Genomic DNA, 15,156 nt, shown 5'->3' with positions numbered 1-15,156 from the left:
TCCAGTGCGCGGCTTCTTCCGGCCTGTGCGCGGCCTTGAGCGCCGAGGTGCCGGTCCCCGGACGCCGCGCACCTGGTTCCCCATCGGGCTCCGCCACCATCCGGTTCAGCCGTGCGGGACGACCGCGACGGGGCACGCCGCGTGGTGCAGCAGGGCGTGCGCGACATGGCCGAGGCGCGGGCCCATGGCGGGCCGGTGGATGTGCCGGCCGACGACCACGAGTCCCGCCCCCTCGGCCGATGTCAACAGCACCTCCGCGACGCCGCCCATCTCGACGTGCTCGGTCACCGGCACCCGCGGGTACTTCTCCCGCCACGGCAGGACCGCTTCCGCCAGCTGCTTCCGCTCACCGGGTTCGATACCACCGGCCTCGTCCAGGGCCCGCAGGTACGCCGGACCGTACTCGAACACCGGCGGCAGCACCCAGGCCCGTACGGCTCGGACCCCCACGCCTCGGGCCGCGGCCGTGGCGAACGCGAACTCGATCGGCGCGGCCGACTCGGGCGGATTCTGGATGCCCACCACCACGTCCGACCCGGCGGCCCCGTGCGCGTGATGGCTCGTGTGCCGCACCAGCACGACCGGACGTGTGGACCGGCCGAGCACCTGCAGCGCGACGGAGCCGAGCAGGAAGCCGGCCACGGCGCCACGGCCGCGGCAGCCCAGCACCAGCATCTCCGCGTCGGCACCGTGGGCCACCAGGGCCGGGACGGCGGTCTCCGTCACCAGCTCGGTGGAGACCGACACCTCCGGATGGCGGCTCGCGAGATCGGCCTCCGCATCGTCCAGGAGCCCCCGTGCCCACTCCTCGCGGACCTCGGGGGCCTGAGCGGTGCGCGCCGTGTGCGGCAGCGGCGCCCAGGCGTACACAAGGCGCAACGGCGCATGACGCCACCGCGCCTCCCGCGCCGCCCAGTCGGCGGCGTCCAGACTCTCGGGCGATCCGTCCAGGCCTACGGTGATGGGTCGGGCCATGGGACCTCCTCCGTATCCGCCGCGGTTCGCGGCTGCCGCGGCCCGAATGGGCCGGGTCAGGTGACTCCGGTGAGGTGATCGACCACCTCGTCGACGTCCTCGACCGCCCGAATCGACTCGAGCAGTCCGGGGGCGAGTGCCACGTCCACCTTGCCCTCCACGGTCACGACGCCGCCCACCACCATCACCTCGATGGCATCCGGATCGAGGTGGTACTCCTCGCGGAGGATCCTGGACTCGATCTCCTCACGGATGTCGGCGTCGTCCCGGACGAGCGACCGCAGCAGATCCGCGCGGGTCACCACGCCGATGAGCCGATCGCGGTGGTCGGTGACGGGCAGCCGCTTGAGACGGGAACGCGCGGCGGTCCACGCCGCGTCGGCCACCGTGTCCGACGGATGGACCGTGACGGCGGGGTAGGTCATCAAGGTGGCCGCCGTCTCGCCACGGCTCTTCTCGTAGAGCCGACGCTCCTTGAGCTTGCCGAGCGGGCCCGGTCGGCGGGTGGTGGCCAGCACGGCGGCCTTGGCCAGCAGATCGGACTCGGACACCATCCCGACGACGTGTTCTTCGGCGTCGACCACAGGTACCGCACTCAGTTGTTCGGCCGCGAGCGCAGCGGCGACCTGGAGGAAGGGCATATCGCCCGGCACCGAGACGGCGGGCGCCCGCATCACGTCGTCCACCCGCGGCACGGTGGGGTGTGCCGGAGCCCGGCGCCCGGTGTGCACGGGTTCGGCTCCGCGTGCCGGTGCCGTTTCGCCCTCGGTGGACGAGGCGGCGGCCACGGCACCGAGGTAACGCCTCAGCATGTCCTCACGCCGCTCCGCCGTCGATATCCGGTGGCGGCCGTGGACGCCGCGGCGGGCTTCCTTCTCCGCCGCATGATGTTCGAATTCGCTCATGGCAACCTCCCCACGAGCGCTACCGGTCACCCATGCCGCCAGTGTCGCACCGATCGGACGGTCACGCCGCCGGGCCCAACGGCCCCCGGGCGGGCGGGTTCGGCCGCGCCCCGGCACCGGCCGCCATTGCGTCTCACTCCGTGCGCGAGACGAGGAACGCGGCGCAACCGGACAGTGTGGTGAGCCGCGGTGTGTCCTCGTCGTCGATGCGGACACCCGTGCGCCGGCTGAGCGTCTCGATGAAGTTGAGGAAGTCCAGCGAGTCGAGTTCCAGGGTGTCGCGGAAGGCATCGTCCGGGTGCAGGACGGCGAGGTCCGCGCCGGGCACGACCTGCGCCAGGGAGTCCTTGACGACGTCCATCGCTTCGGTGCGGTTCACAGTTCCTCCGGATGCCGCAGGCGACGGTCGACCTCGGCCAGGCAGCGGGCCCCGATGGCCCCGTCGGTCGCCCGGTGGTCGGCGGAGAGAGTGGCCGTGACCGTCGGCCGGACACCCAGCAGCCCGTCGACGGCACAGGGACGGTCGACGACGCGCCCGAACCCGATGAGGGCCACTTGCGGCGGGTAGATCACGCCCAGAACGCTCTCCACTCCCTGATCCCCGAGATTGGTGACCGTGATGGTGGGGTCGGAGACCTCGGATCCGCGCAGCCGCCCCTCACGGACCCGGGTGACCAGGTCCTTCAGGCGGGACATCAACTCCGGGAGAGGAAGTCTGTCGGCGTCGTGCAGCGCGGGGGCGACCAGCCCGCCGCCGCGGAGGGACACCGCCACGCCCAGGTGCACACCGTCGCCCTCGGTGAAGCGGTCCTCGGTCCAGAATCCGTTGAGCGCGGGCACCTCCCGCACCGCCAGGGCCGCCGCCTTCAGCAGCAGGGCCGCGGGGAGCAGCCGCTCACCCACCGGGCTGCGCCGGTTGTAATCGCGCAGCCAGCCCATCGCGGCGGCCATGTCGACCGTCGTGGACAGGTAGTAGTGCGGGATGTCCCGCTTGGACCGCGCCATCAGTCCGGCGATCGTCCGGCGCATGGCCACGGCCCGGTCGTCAGCCGTACGCGCCGGTTCCGCGTGGCCGCTCACCGGGGCGGCGGCGCGGCCGGCAGCCGCCTTCCGCACGTCGTCGGCGCGGACGGCGCCGTGTCTGCCGGTCCCCGTCACGGTGGCCAGGTCCACGCCCAGTTCCCCGGCCAGCCGTCGGGCGAGCGGGGTGATCGGCGGTCGCGGCCGCCGTGCGGCGGCCCGCTCGACATCGGAGCGGGTGATGCGCCCGTGCGGCCCCGAGCCGTGGAGGGCCCCCAGGTCGACGCCGCGTTCCCGGGCCAGCCGCCGGACCAGGGGGACGGCCTCGTGCGGGACGCGTCCTTCCGGGGGAAGGTCGACGGCAAGCTCGCGATCACCGGCCGGTGCCGGCTCGTGCGGCGGGGGCGGGACCACCTTCGGTGGTGGCGTGGCCTTCGGCCCGCGCCTCCGCGGCGGCTTCCTCCCGGGCTTCTCCGGTTCCTCCCGGTCCGTTTCGATCAGCGCGAGCGGGGTGCCCACGGGCACCGTCCGTCCGGGCTCGACCAGCAGTTCCCCCACCGTTCCGGTCTCGAAGCACTCGACCTCGATCGTGGACTTCGCGGTTTCAACCACCGCGACCGGATCGCCCCGCCGGATCCGCTCACCGGGGCGCACCAGCCACTCCTGGAGCGTCCCCTCGTCCATGTCGGCGCCCAGCGACGGCATCGTGAACTCGGCCATGGTCAGTCCACCGCCCGGTGGGCCGCGGCCACGACGTCCGACGGCTGCGGCAACGCGGCCTCCTCCAGCCGCCGGGCGTAGGGCATGGGGCACTCGGCGCCGCACACCCGCTCGACGGGCGCGTCCAGGTCGTAGAAGGAGCCCTCGGCGATCCGGGCGGACACCTCGGCGGCCAGACTGCCGGTGCGCCAGGCCTCGTCGACGACCACGGCACGGTGCGTACGGGTCACCGAGGCGGCGATGGTCTCGCCGTCCAGTGGCCGCAGCGTGCGCAGGTCGACGACTTCCGCGCTGATGCCGTCGACGGCCAGTTCGTCGGCCGCCATGAGCACCTTGGGCAGCGAGCCGCCATAGGTGATCAGCGAGATGTCGGTGCCGGATCTGCGGACGGCCGCGTGGTCCAGATCCGCCGACGCGGCAGGCGGGCCGATCTCGCCCGAGGCGTTGTACAGAACGCCGTGCTCGAAGATCAGGACCGGATCGGGATCGGCCAGCGCGGGGGCCAGCATGTGGCGAGCGTCCTCGAGGGTCGCCGGGGCGATCACCCGGATGCCGGGGATGTGGGCGTACCAGCCCTCGAGGCTGTGCGAGTGCTGCGCCGCGAGCTGGCGGCCCGCACCCGTCGTCATGCGGATCACCAGGGGAACCGGCAGCTGACCACCCGACATGTGCAGCAGGGTGGCGGCGTTGTTCAGGATCTGGTCGAGGGCTAGCAGGCTGAAATTCACGGTCATGATCTCGACGATCGGCCGCATCCCGGCCAGGGCGGCGCCGATGCCAGCGCCGACGAACGCGGACTCCGACAGTGGGGTGTCACGGACCCGCTCCGGGCCGAACTCCTCCAGCAGTCCGAGGCTGACCCCGAAGCAGCCGCCGTACCGCCCCACGTCCTCCCCCATCAGGAACACGCGGTCGTCGGAGCGCATGGCTTCGCGGAGGGCCTCGCGCAGCGCTTCCCGGTAGGTGGTCTTCCGCTCATCCGTCCGGCTGGTTCCCATGGCTTCAGCCCACCTCCGTCGGTGCGCTGGTGACATGGCGCAGCAAGCTCCCGGCCGGCTCCTCCGGCGCCCGTTCGGCCGCTTCCACCGCGTCACCCACTTCATCGTCGATCCGGCTCTCCACCGCGGCCAGTTCCTCGTCGTCCAGTTCACCGCGCTCGCGCATCCGGTCCGTGAGCCGCTCGATGGGGTCCTGCGCCTTCCACCGCTCGATCTCGGCCTTGTCGCGGTAACGGTCCGGGTCGTACATCGAGTGCGCCCGGAACCGGTAGGTACGCAGTTCGAGGAAGTGCGGTCCGGCGCCTGCCCGGATTCCCTCGGCCGCCCGGTGGGCCGCCCTTTCGACGGCCTCGGCGTCCATGCCGTCCACCGCCCAGGAGACCATGCCGTACGAGGCGGCGCGCAGGGCCAGGTCGGTCTGTGCCTGATGGCGCTCCAGGGCCGTGCCCATCGCGTACCGGTTGTTCTCACAGGCGAACAGCAGCGGCAGACGCCACAGCGCGGCCAGGTTCGCGGTTTCGTGGAACTCACCCTCCGCGAACGCGCCGTCGCCGAAGAAGCAGCAGGTGACGCGGGACTGTCCGCGCATACGGTCGGCCAGCGCGAGCCCGGCGGCCAGCGGAATCCCGCCGGCGACGATCGCGTTCCCGCCGTAGAACCGGCGGCCGGCGTCGAAGAGGTGCATGGACCCGCCCCGGCCACCACTGCACCCGGTCGTCCTGCCGTACATCTCGGCCATGACGGCTTCGGCCGGAATGCCGCGGGCGAGTGCGTGGCCGTGCTCACGATAGGTGGAGACCACCGCGTCGTCCGGGGTCAGCGCCTCGTTGACGCCGACGGCGACGGCTTCCTCCCCGATGTAGAGGTGGACGAAGCCCCGGATCTTCGCGGCGCTGTACAGCTCGACGCACCGCTCCTCGAAACGGCGGATGCGCAGCATGGCGTGCAACAGGTCGCGGCGGTGCGCGGCCCCGGACCGGTCGGGGGCGGAACCTCCGTCGCTCTTGCGCACGCGCTTCGACGCCCCTGGGGTCTTCGCCGCCTTCGGAGCCTCGGAGGTCTTCGCGGTCGTGCGGGTTCGGGTCTCGTGGGCCGGGCTCATGCCGTTCCCTCCAAAGTGGACAGGTCGCCGGTGGGCAGGCCGAGTTCCCGGGCGCGCAGCACTCGGCGCATGACCTTGCCGCTGCGGGTCTTGGGCAGGTTCTGGTCGAAGGCGATCTCACGGGGCGCTACCGCCGGGCCCAGCCGCCGGCGGGCGAAGGCCAGCAGGTCGCGTTCGAGGGCCCGGCTGGGCTCGGTGCCGGGGCGCAGCGATACGAACGCCTTGACCAGATTCCCGGCGACGGGATCCGGCCGGCCGATCACCCCCGCCTCGGCGACCGCCTGATGTTCCATGAGTACGCTCTCCACCTCGAACGGCCCGATCAGGTGACCCGCGGACTTGATCACGTCGTCGGCGCGGCCCACGAACCAGAACCAGCCGTCCGCGTCCCGGCTGACCAGGTCGCCGGTGAGATACCAGCCGTCGGCGAACGCCGCCTCGTAACGCTCCTTGTCGTGCAGATAGCCTCGGAACATCGACGGCCAGCCGGGGCGCAGCGCCAGTTCTCCCTCGACACCCGGGCGGTCCTCCACGCTCACCCGGCCGTCGATGACCAGTGCCCGGCCGTCCTCCCCGCAGGTGAGGACCGCCGCCTCGACACCCGGCAGCGTGCGGCCCATCGAGCCGGGCCGGATGTCGCAGGCCGCGAAGTTCGCGATCATGATGCAGCCGGTTTCGGTCTGCCACCAGTTGTCGTGCACCGGAAGGCCCAGCACGTCCCGGCCCCAGACCACCGCTTCGGGGTTCAGCGGCTCGCCGACCGAGGCGACGAACCGCAGACGGGACAGGTCATAGGAGGCCGGCAGGTCGTGGGAACCGTGCCGGGGCGTGGCCCGCATCAGCATGCGCAGCGCCGTGGGCGCCGTGTACCAGACGCTCACCCGCTGCTCCTCGAGGATCCGGTACCAGCGCCTGGTGTCGTAGTCCCCCTCGTCGACGACGACCGTGGCACCGTGGACGAGCGGGGCGACGATGCCGTACGACATGCCGGTGACCCAGCCGGGGTCGGCGGTGCACCAGTAGATGTCCTCGGGGTGCAGATCGAGCGCGTAGGCGGCGGTGGCGTGGTGGGCGACCACCGCCTCGTGGACGTGTACCGCGCCTTTGGGAGTGCCGGTGGTGCCGCTGGTGAAGTGCAGCAGCGCCATGTCCTCCGGCGAGGTCGGCGGGATGGTGAACTCGTCCGCGGCCGCGTCCATCAGTTCGTCGAAGTCGAGAGTGCCGGGCAGTTCCTCCCCGCCGGGACCGACGATGATCACATGGTCGAGTCCGGGGAGGGCCGCACGGCGTGCCGCCACCTTGCGCCGGTAGAGCGCCGCGGTGGTCACCAGGACGCGCGCGTCGCCGAGCCGCATGCGCTGTTCCACCGGGTCGGGGCCGAAGGCGGAGAACAGCGGGCAGAGCACACTGGTGTTCTTCAGTGTGCCCAGCACCGCGGTGTACAGCTCGGGGCAGCGGCTGAGCAGTGTGAACACGCGGTCGCCCCGGCCGACGCCCAACGCGCGCAGGACGTTCGCGAAACGGGCGGTACGCCGGGCCAGTCCGGCGTAGGTGACGGTGTGGACGGCACCGTCCCGGGCGACACAGCGCAGCGCGCTCTTCTCGCCACCGCCGGAGTCGATGTGCCGGTCCACCGCCTCGTGGGCGATGTTCAGGCCGCCGCTGGGGAGTCCGGCGAGCGCGGCACGCGCCCGCGACCAGGTGAACTCGGCTCGCGCCCGGTCGTAGTCGGTCAGGTTCGGCGTGACGTGCGGTGCGGTGTCCTTCCGGATCGTCTCCCAGGCCATGTGCTGTCCTTCCGGTGGTCTGCCCGTCCGCTGCGCGCTCGCGGCTCAGCCGAGGAGTACCCCCTCACACCCCGGAAAGCCGCATTAATCATGGAATGCCGCTTCTTGTTCAGATAGGGCGATTCAGTCATTCCCATGGGGCCCTTCGGCCCTGTGATCGGACGTGCCCGCGCCGGATCGTGGAACGGACCGCCCGGCAGTGCTGGGCGATGCGATGGCCCGCCGTCATCTTCCGGCGAGGAGGAGAAGATGCCACACACAGTGGAATGGACAGTCCGCCTTTACCTCTTCGAGGACGAGGGAACGACGAAGGCCCGCGTCGTGCTCGACACCAAGGACACCTCGCTCACCGGCCGCGGGACCGCCCGGCGCAACCCCGAGGACGAGAACGTGCCCGAGATCGGGGACGAGCTGGCGGCCGGACGGGCGCTGCACGATCTGGGTGACCAGCTGCTGGGCGCCGCGGAGCGCGATATCGACGGTGGCGGCGCGCCGCCCCGCCCCCGGCCCCATGAGGTATGGGGGTGGGCCACCTGAAACGGCCGGCGCGGGGTCCGCCGCGGCAGAGTCCTCCCGGTCTCGTCGCCACCACGAGCAATGGGGCCATCCGGCCCCCGCCCGAGGACTTTCCGCCCCCAGGACACCGCACCTCCGCGGTGACACAGTGGGACGCGAGGGCAGAGAGGCGGGATGTCGATGCGTGCTCAAGTCGGCGACCAACTGATTGTCGAAAGCCCCACCACCGGTGCCACCCAACGGGACGGTGAGATCGTCGGACTCCACCACGAGGACGGGACGCCGCCCTATGACGTGCGGTGGTCGGACTCCGATCAGGTCACCCTCGTGTTCCCTGGCCCGGACGCGCACGTTCACCACCTCGCGCACGAACCGGAAGGGCGGCCGGAGACGACCGGTCACCCTGAGTCCGGGGTGGCGCGGGACAGCGCTCGTTCGCTCTCCGAAGCGGTGGTCATGGCGCTGGTGCGGGACGCCACGGCCGCCCCGTCGATGCACAACGCCCAGCCCTGGCGGTTCCAGTACTTCCGGCGCACCCGTGTCTTCCACCTCAGGGCCGACCTCCGGGGCGCTCTGCCCCATTCCGACCCGGAACTGCGCGCCCTGCACCTCGGCTGCGGCGCCGCCCTGATGAACCTGCGGGTCGCGGTCGCGCACGAGGGATGGCAGGCGGCGACCCGGCTACTGCCCGACCCCGGCGACCCCATGCTGCTGGCCTCGGTGACGCTGACCGGCCCACTCGGCGGCGAGACCGATCCGGCCGGTCTGTACCCCGCCGTGCACACCCGGCACACCAGCCGCCACCCCTTCGCCGAGACGCCGATACCCGGACCCGTGTGCACCGCTCTCGTCGATGCCGCGCACCAGGAGGGCGTCTGGCTGGCCTTCCCCTCCGGCTGGCACCTCCAGTCGGTCCTGGAGTTGATGCTGGAGGCCGAGGCCCGCAACATCACCGATGCCGGCACCGCCTCGGACCTGGCCCGTTTCACCCGCAGGGCGGGTGATGAGCGGCCGGCCACCGAAGGGGTCCCGGAGTCCGCCTTCGGGCCCCTCCGCCGGATCGGCAAGGCGCCCATGCGGGACTTCGCGGGCGGCAAGCGGGTCCCCGGCCGCCCGACCGCCGATTTCGAGACCTTTCCCCACCTGGCGCTGCTGAGCACCGCACGCGACCGGCCCGAGGACTGGCTGCGCACCGGCCAGGCGGTGGAACGGGTACTGCTGCGGGCCACCCTGGAGGGGCTGGCCACCTCGTTCGTCACCCAGGCCCTCGAATGGCACGACACGCGCTGGCCGCTGCGCGACCCGACGTCGGGCATGGCCTATGTGCAGATGGTGCTGCGCTTGGGGTATGGCCGTCCGGGCGCCCGGACCCCTCGCCGGCCGGTCCAGGACGTACTGGACACCGAGCCGTAACCGCACCCGTGCGTTCCGGACCGGCCAGGGAGGTCCCCGTCAGGCGGGGTGTCCGGCCTGGTCCGGTCCGACGCCCCGGAAATGGCATTCGACGTCCACGACTCCCTCCACGGCCCGGGTGAGGCGCGCGGCCACGGGGATCAGCGCGGTGTCGCGGAGCTGTCCGCTGAGGGTGACGACGCCCTCCCGGGCCCGTACGTGGACACCGCTGCCGGGGAAGAGGTGGGACACCACGGTGCGGTGGACCTCCGCCTCGATGTCCTGGTCCGTACGGAGGAAGACCTTCAGCAGATCGCCCCGGGTGACGATGCCCTGCAACTTCCCCTCGGCGTCGACCACGGGAAGCCGTTTGACCCCTCTGACGGCCATGATCCGGGCCGCCTCGGGCAGCGTGGCGCCGGGGTGCACGGTCACCGCCGGGGAGCTCATCAGCTCTTCCGCCGTCACCGCCCCCGCCTTCGCGAGATCGGGGAGGCGCCGCAGCTGCTGGAAGCGGTCCGGGTCGCTGTCCCGGAACTCCTCCTTGGGCAGCAGATCGGCCTCGGAGACGACGCCGATGACCCGGCCCTCGCCCTCCAGGACCGGCATGGCGCTCACCCGCCACGTGCCCAGGGTCTGCACCAGTTCCTTGAACGGCGCCTCACGCCCGACGGCGACCACCGTCCGTGTCATCACATCGCTCACGATGTGCGGAGTCTCGGGCACGGGGTTCCTCCCTTCCCTCGGTCCGTTCCGCACGGCGTTCCGGCGGCTCTTCCCCTTCCAGTGTCCGGTCCTCCGGTGTGTCCCGGCCACCTGGGGACCGCGCCCGTTCAGCAGATGCGCGGGAGTTGCTCACCGAGCGGCGGATCCACGATCCGGGTCCCGCCGAGTCCGGTACGGGCCACGACCATGCCGGGGTGTTCGGCCACGCACTCACCGATCACGACCGCACCCCCTCCCTGCGGATGCGCGCGCATCGCCGCCAGTACCGCGTCGGCGTGGGTCCTGGGCACGAAGGCCACCAGGCGGCCTTCATTGGCCACGTACATCGGGTCCAGGCCGAGCAGGGCACAGGCGGTGGCCACCGCGTCGGGGACGGGCACCGCGCCCTCGTCCAGCACGACGCCGGTGTCCGAGGCTGTCGCGATCTCGCCCAGTGCCGCGGCCAGGCCGCCTCTCGTCGGATCACGCAGGACGTGGATCTCGGGGGTGGCGGCGAGCATCGCCTGGACCAGCCCGGCCAGGGGCGCGGTGTCGCTGACCACGTCGGTGCCGAACGTCAGCCCTTCGCGGACGCTGAGGATGGCGATGCCGTGCTGCCCGATCGGACCGCTGACGATCACCACATCTCCGGGCCGGGCGCGCTGCGGACGGATGTCCACGCTCTCGGGGATCAGCCCGATGCCCGCCGTGTTCAGGTAGACGCCGTCGCCGTGGCCGGAGTCGACCACCTTGGTATCGCCGGTGACCACGGTGACGTCGGCCGCCCGCGCGGCCGCGCCGAGTGCCTGGGCGACCCGGCCGACGGTGCTCAGCTCCGTCCCCTCCTCCAGGATGAACGCACAGGACAGGTACGCGGGGACGGCCCCGCTCATGGCCAGGTCGTTGACGGTGCCGTTGACCGCCAGGTCTCCGATGCTTCCGCCGGGGAAGAACAGCGGGCGGACGACGTAGGAGTCGGTCGAGAAGGCCAGCCGGGCGCCACCGAGGGTGACGGAGGCCGAGTCGGCGAGCCCTGCCAGCGTCTCGCCGCCGTAGGCGGGGAGGAAGAGGTGCCGGGTCAGCTCGGCGGACAGCGCTCCGCCACCACCGTGTCCCATGACCACCACGGGGTGGTCGCGCAGCGGCACCGGACAGGACCAGCCGGTGGTGTCGGTGGTGAGGTCAGTCAACGGAAGCCTTCTCCTCCGTGTGGGGCGGGGACAGCCGCCGGTACAGGTAGTAGGCGGCGCACGCGCCCTCGCTGGAGACCATGGTGGCGCCCAGCGGTGTGCGCGGTGTGCAGATGATGCCGAAGGCCGCGCACTCATGGGGCTTGATCAGGCCCTGGAGCACCTCCCCGCTGCGGCACACCGCCGGTTCGGCGGCGGCCGGGCCGGTGATGTCGAACCGGTGCTCGGCGTCGTAGTCGCGGTAGGCGTCCGACAGCCGCCAGCCGCTGTCCGGGATGGTGCCGATACCGCGCCAGGTCCGGTCGGTGGTGGTGAACACCTCTCTCAGCACGCGCAGGGCGACCGGGTTGCCCTGCGCGCTCACGGCACGCGGGTAGGCGTTCTCGACGTGGTGCTCTCCTCGTTCGAGTTGGCGGACCGCCCGCCGGATCCCTTCCAGGATGTCCAGCGGCTCGAATCCGGTGACCACGATGGGCACCCGGTAGGTGTCGGCGAGGGCGGGATACTCGCTGGTGCCCATCACGCTGCACACGTGCCCGGCGGCGAGGAACGCCTGGACGCGGCAGTCCGGTGACCGCATGACCGCCTCGATGGCCGGTGGCACCCGGACGTGCGAGACCAGCAGGCTGAGGTTCCGCACCCCGAGCCGCTTCGCCTGGTGGACCGTCATGGCGATGGCGGGGGCGGTGGTCTCGAAGCCGACCCCGAAGAACACCACCTGTTTGTCCGGGGTCCGCTGGGCGATCCGCAGCGCGTCCAGCGGTGAGTAGACGACACGGACGTCACCACCGTCGCCCTTGACCCGGAACAGGTCACGGTCGCTTCCCGGCACCCGGAGCATGTCGCCGAACGAGCAGAAGACCACATCCGGGAGGGAGGCGATCTCCAGCGCCTTGTCGATCACCGCCAGCGGTGTGACACAGACCGGGCAGCCCGGACCGTGGATCAACTCGACCGTGTCGGGCAGCAGTTGGTCGAGGCCGTGCCGGATGATCGAGTGGGTCTGGCCGCCGCAGACCTCCATCATCGCCCACGGCCGGGTGACCGTCCGGGCGATCTCGTCCAGGAGCCGTCGGGCCAATTCCGGATCCTGGAATTCGTCGATGTATTTCACCGGTTCTCCTCCTCGGAGGCCGTTTCCGACTCGGCGGCCGCACGCGCCCAGGCATCGCCGAACTCTTCGTCCAGTGCCCCGATCCGTTCGAAGAGCCGGAGGGTGGCCAGGGCCGATTCCTCGTCGAGCCGCTGGATCGCGAAACCGACGTGGACGATCGCGTACTCACCGACCTCGATCTCCGGCAGATAGGCGAGGCAGACGTCCTTGACCACCCCGCCGAAGTCGACCCGCGCCATCGACGTACCGTTCCGTTCCTCGATGCCGACCACGCGGCCGGGTACCGCCAGACACATGGGCTTCCTCCTAGGTTCCTCGGTCGTCGGCGACACGGGCGGCGACGACCGCCTGTCCGAGCGCCAGGCCGCCGTCGCCGGGCGGGACGACGGTGTGCCCAAGGACGGTGAACCCGTCCTCGGCCAGGCCGGCCGTGCACACCTCGTCCAGGAGGGCGTTGGCGAACACTCCGCCGGTGAGGACGACCGTCCGCACTCCCGTGGCCAGACGCGCCTGACGGCATGCCCTGCGCACCGCACCGGCGACCGCCAGATGGAAGCGGGCGGCGATCAGCGGGACCGCCGTACCCGCGTGGAGATCGGCCACGATCGCCCCCAGCAGCGGTGCGGGATCCTCCAGCGCGAAGGCATAGCCGTTCCGCACCTCGCCGGCGCGCACCGCCGCGGCTTCCAGCTCGACGGCGGCCTGAGCCTCGTACCCCGCCCGGTGGCAGACGCCCACCAGCGAGGACACGGCGTCGAACAACCGCCCCACGCTGGACGTCGGCACACACGCGACGCCCCGTGCCAACTGGGCCTCCAGCAGCCGGAGTTCATCCGGTGGGCAGGCGGCCGTGCACGGCAGATCGGGCGACCAGGCGATACCGGCCGCGCGTAGATGTGACAGGGCCATCCGGTACGGATGGCGCACCGCCGCGTCACCGCCCGGCAGGGGTACGTACGCCAGATGTGCCAGGCGGCGGTGGCCCGCGTAGTCGGCGAGCAGGATCTCGCCGCCCCACACGGCGCCGTCGTCACCGTAGCCGGTGCCGTCGAAGGCGACGCCGAGTACCGGCTCGTCCAGTCCGTGCTCGGCCATGGCGGAGGCGATATGGGCGTGGTGGTGCTGGACCAGGGTGAGCGGCCGGCCGTCACACCGGGCCCATCGCGCGGACCGGTAGCCGGGGTGGCGGTCGGCGGCGAGGCGGACCGGCTCGACGCGGGTGAGCGCGCGCAGATGGCTCTCGGCACGGGCGAAGGCGTGCTGGGCGGACAGGCCGTCCACGTCCCCGATGTGGGCGGACAGCCAGGCGGAGTCGCCCTCTGCCAGGCACAGGGTGTTCTTCAGGTCGCCGCCGACCGCGAGGACCGGGCGGACGGTCACGGGGAGGTGGATACGCGCCGGGGCAAAACCGCGCGAGCGGCGGATCGGCAGGGGCGAACCGTCCGCACGGACCCGGACCACCGAGTCGTCACAGGCCACCACGATGGGCCGGTCGTGCCAGAGCCAGGCGTCGGCCAGCCCGTCCAGCCGGCACCGCGCCTCCCGGTCATCCGTCACCAACGGTTCACCGGAGACGTTTCCGCTGGTCACCACCAAGACGTCGGGGCCGGGCGGATCGCCCGGAAGGCCGAACAGGAGCCGGTGCAGCGGGGTGTAGGGCAGCATGACCCCGATGTCCGGACTCCCCGGGCAGACCCGCGGTGCGAGCGGGGACGGATCCCGGCGACGCAGCAGCACGATGGGGCGGGACCGCCCCGTGAGGACGCGGCGCTCCCCCGGTCCCAGGTGGCCGAGCCGGGCGGCAGTATGGGCATCGGGAGTCATCACGGCGAAGGGCTTGTCGCCACGGGCCTTACGGCGCCTGAGCTCGGCCACGGTCTTCGAGGCGGTGGCGTCGCACACCAGGTGGTAGCCGCCGATGCCCTTGACCGCCAGGATGGCTCCAGCGGCCAGCAGGCGCCGGGCCTCGGCCACCGCGGCCCCGCCGTCCCGTCGTACGGCCCCGGTGAGCCGCAGGCGTGGCCCGCAGGCCCAGCAGGCGACGGGCTGGGCGTGGAACCGCCGGTCGGAGGGGTTCGTGTATTCCGCCGCGCAGTCCGGGCACATCGGAAACGCCGCCATGGTGGTCGTCGCCCGGTCGTACGGCAGGGCGCTGGTGATGGTGAACCGTGGTCCGCAGTCGGTGCAGGTGATGAACGGGTGCCGGTGGCGGCGGTCGGCCGGATCGGCCAGCTCCGCCAGGCAGGCGTCGCAGGTGGCGGCGTCGGGCGGGACCAGGGTGCGACCGGGGCCGGTCGTGGAGGGCGCGATGGTGAACCCGGTGCCGCCGGTGGAGGGCAGCTCGGCGGTGGCCACCGAGGCGATCTCCGCCAGCGGGGGCGCGTCCGCCGTCAGCCGGTGGCAGAAGACGGCCACCGCGTCGGGGCCGCCCTCGATCTCGATCCGGGCTCCGGCCGGTCCGTTGGCCACCTGCCCGGACAGGCCCAGCCCGGTGGCCAGGGCGTGCACGAAGGGCCGGAAGCCGACGCCCTGCACCACGCCACCGACCACCACCAGGCGGCGGACCGGCCGCTGATGACCGACAGCGGTCACGCCCCGGCGGGCGGCTGGCTGATCCATGAGTGCGGCGCTTCCGTCAGGTGTGGTCACCAGGGGCCGGCCTGGGCCGTGGGGATCCGTCCGGCCTGGCCATCGGTCATGCTAGGGATCGGGTCGGCCACCGGGGGAAACCA

Annotated in this window: 14 protein-coding genes; 2 read left to right on the top strand and 12 right to left on the bottom strand. The window is 72.1% G+C overall.

Features of this window, described 5'->3' with window-relative positions; all coding sequences use genetic code 11:
- Positions 1 to 105 precede the first annotated feature (105 nt).
- The 7 genes from PS467_RS38215 to acsA all read right to left on the bottom strand — a co-directional run bounded on the left by PS467_RS38215 (position 106) and on the right by acsA (position 7,507).
- On the bottom strand, positions 106 to 975 hold the full coding sequence (locus PS467_RS38215; protein ID WP_311039109.1) for a universal stress protein: 870 nt from the start codon (positions 973 to 975) through the stop codon (positions 106 to 108).
- 56 nt (positions 976 to 1,031) lie between these two features.
- Positions 1,032 to 1,880, bottom strand: coding sequence for a CBS domain-containing protein (locus PS467_RS38210; RefSeq protein WP_311039108.1), 849 nt, complete (start codon positions 1,878 to 1,880; stop codon positions 1,032 to 1,034).
- A gap of 133 nt (positions 1,881 to 2,013) precedes the next feature.
- Positions 2,014 to 2,259, bottom strand: coding sequence for an acyl carrier protein (locus tag PS467_RS38205; RefSeq protein ID WP_311039107.1), 246 nt, complete (start codon positions 2,257 to 2,259; stop codon positions 2,014 to 2,016).
- Positions 2,256 to 3,620, bottom strand: a complete 1,365-nt coding sequence (locus PS467_RS38200) for a dihydrolipoamide acetyltransferase family protein (protein WP_311039106.1) — start codon at positions 3,618 to 3,620, stop codon at positions 2,256 to 2,258. Before PS467_RS38200 ends, PS467_RS38205 begins: the two co-directional genes overlap by 4 nt.
- A gap of 2 nt (positions 3,621 to 3,622) precedes the next feature.
- Positions 3,623 to 4,618, bottom strand: a complete 996-nt coding sequence (locus PS467_RS38195; protein WP_311039105.1) for an alpha-ketoacid dehydrogenase subunit beta — start codon at positions 4,616 to 4,618, stop codon at positions 3,623 to 3,625.
- Between the two features lie 4 nt (positions 4,619 to 4,622).
- Positions 4,623 to 5,720, bottom strand: a complete 1,098-nt coding sequence (pdhA, locus tag PS467_RS38190; RefSeq protein ID WP_432280690.1) for a pyruvate dehydrogenase (acetyl-transferring) E1 component subunit alpha — start codon at positions 5,718 to 5,720, stop codon at positions 4,623 to 4,625.
- Entirely contained in the window at positions 5,717 to 7,507 is a 1,791-nt protein-coding gene (gene acsA, locus PS467_RS38185) for an acetate--CoA ligase (RefSeq protein ID WP_311039104.1), read from the bottom strand. Before acsA ends, pdhA begins: the two co-directional genes overlap by 4 nt.
- A 249-nt stretch (positions 7,508 to 7,756) precedes the next feature.
- Here acsA and PS467_RS38180 point away from each other — a divergent pair, with 249 nt between their 5' ends.
- Entirely contained in the window at positions 7,757 to 8,044 is a 288-nt protein-coding gene (locus PS467_RS38180) for a DUF1876 domain-containing protein (RefSeq protein ID WP_311039103.1), read from the top strand.
- 159 nt (positions 8,045 to 8,203) lie between these two features.
- On the top strand, positions 8,204 to 9,436 hold the full coding sequence (locus PS467_RS38175; RefSeq protein ID WP_311039102.1) for an Acg family FMN-binding oxidoreductase: 1,233 nt from the start codon (positions 8,204 to 8,206) through the stop codon (positions 9,434 to 9,436).
- Between the two features lie 39 nt (positions 9,437 to 9,475).
- Here PS467_RS38175 and PS467_RS38170 read toward each other — a convergent pair whose 3' ends face one another.
- The 5 genes from PS467_RS38170 to hypF all read right to left on the bottom strand — a co-directional run bounded on the left by PS467_RS38170 (position 9,476) and on the right by hypF (position 15,043).
- Positions 9,476 to 10,141 carry a CBS domain-containing protein gene (locus tag PS467_RS38170; protein WP_311039101.1) on the bottom strand — a complete coding sequence of 222 codons (666 nt, stop codon included), beginning with the start codon at positions 10,139 to 10,141 and terminating at the stop codon, positions 9,476 to 9,478.
- Positions 10,142 to 10,248: 107 nt separating this feature from the next.
- Positions 10,249 to 11,238, bottom strand: a complete 990-nt coding sequence (gene hypE / locus PS467_RS38165; RefSeq protein ID WP_311040087.1) for a hydrogenase expression/formation protein HypE — start codon at positions 11,236 to 11,238, stop codon at positions 10,249 to 10,251.
- A gap of 64 nt (positions 11,239 to 11,302) precedes the next feature.
- A complete protein-coding gene (gene hypD, locus PS467_RS38160) occupies positions 11,303 to 12,424 on the bottom strand; it encodes a hydrogenase formation protein HypD (RefSeq protein WP_311039100.1) in 1,122 nt (373 codons plus the stop codon).
- Complete coding sequence (locus PS467_RS38155; protein WP_311039099.1) at positions 12,421 to 12,720, bottom strand: HypC/HybG/HupF family hydrogenase formation chaperone; 300 nt, start codon at positions 12,718 to 12,720, stop codon at positions 12,421 to 12,423. Before PS467_RS38155 ends, hypD begins: the two co-directional genes overlap by 4 nt.
- Before the next feature lie 10 nt (positions 12,721 to 12,730).
- Entirely contained in the window at positions 12,731 to 15,043 is a 2,313-nt protein-coding gene (gene hypF / locus PS467_RS38150) for a carbamoyltransferase HypF (RefSeq protein ID WP_311039098.1), read from the bottom strand.
- Positions 15,044 to 15,156: the final 113 nt, after the last annotated feature.

The organism is Streptomyces luomodiensis (assembly GCF_031679605.1).
Taxonomy (GTDB): Bacteria; Actinomycetota; Actinomycetes; order Streptomycetales; family Streptomycetaceae; genus Streptomyces; species Streptomyces luomodiensis.
This window is presented reverse-complemented; position numbering and strand designations above follow the sequence as displayed.

Bases quoted from the DNA above. Each gene is read 5' to 3' on its own strand.
- PS467_RS38215 (WP_311039109.1), bottom strand. From the start codon at position 975: ATGGCCCGACCCATCACCGTAGGCCTGGACGGATCGCCCGAGAGTCTG.
- PS467_RS38210 (WP_311039108.1), bottom strand. From the start codon at position 1,880: ATGAGCGAATTCGAACATCATGCGGCGGAGAAGGAAGCCCGCCGCGGC.
- PS467_RS38200 (WP_311039106.1), bottom strand. From the start codon at position 3,620: ATGGCCGAGTTCACGATGCCGTCGCTGGGCGCCGACATGGACGAGGGG.
- PS467_RS38195 (WP_311039105.1), bottom strand. From the start codon at position 4,618: ATGGGAACCAGCCGGACGGATGAGCGGAAGACCACCTACCGGGAAGCG.
- pdhA (WP_432280690.1), bottom strand. From the start codon at position 5,720: ATGAGCCCGGCCCACGAGACCCGAACCCGCACGACCGCGAAGACCTCC.
- acsA (WP_311039104.1), bottom strand. From the start codon at position 7,507: ATGGCCTGGGAGACGATCCGGAAGGACACCGCACCGCACGTCACGCCG.
- PS467_RS38180 (WP_311039103.1), top strand. From the start codon at position 7,757: ATGCCACACACAGTGGAATGGACAGTCCGCCTTTACCTCTTCGAGGAC.
- PS467_RS38175 (WP_311039102.1), top strand. From the start codon at position 8,204: ATGCGTGCTCAAGTCGGCGACCAACTGATTGTCGAAAGCCCCACCACC.
- hypE (WP_311040087.1), bottom strand. From the start codon at position 11,238: ATGGGACACGGTGGTGGCGGAGCGCTGTCCGCCGAGCTGACCCGGCAC.
- PS467_RS38155 (WP_311039099.1), bottom strand. From the start codon at position 12,720: ATGTGTCTGGCGGTACCCGGCCGCGTGGTCGGCATCGAGGAACGGAAC.
- hypF (WP_311039098.1), bottom strand. From the start codon at position 15,043: ATGGATCAGCCAGCCGCCCGCCGGGGCGTGACCGCTGTCGGTCATCAG.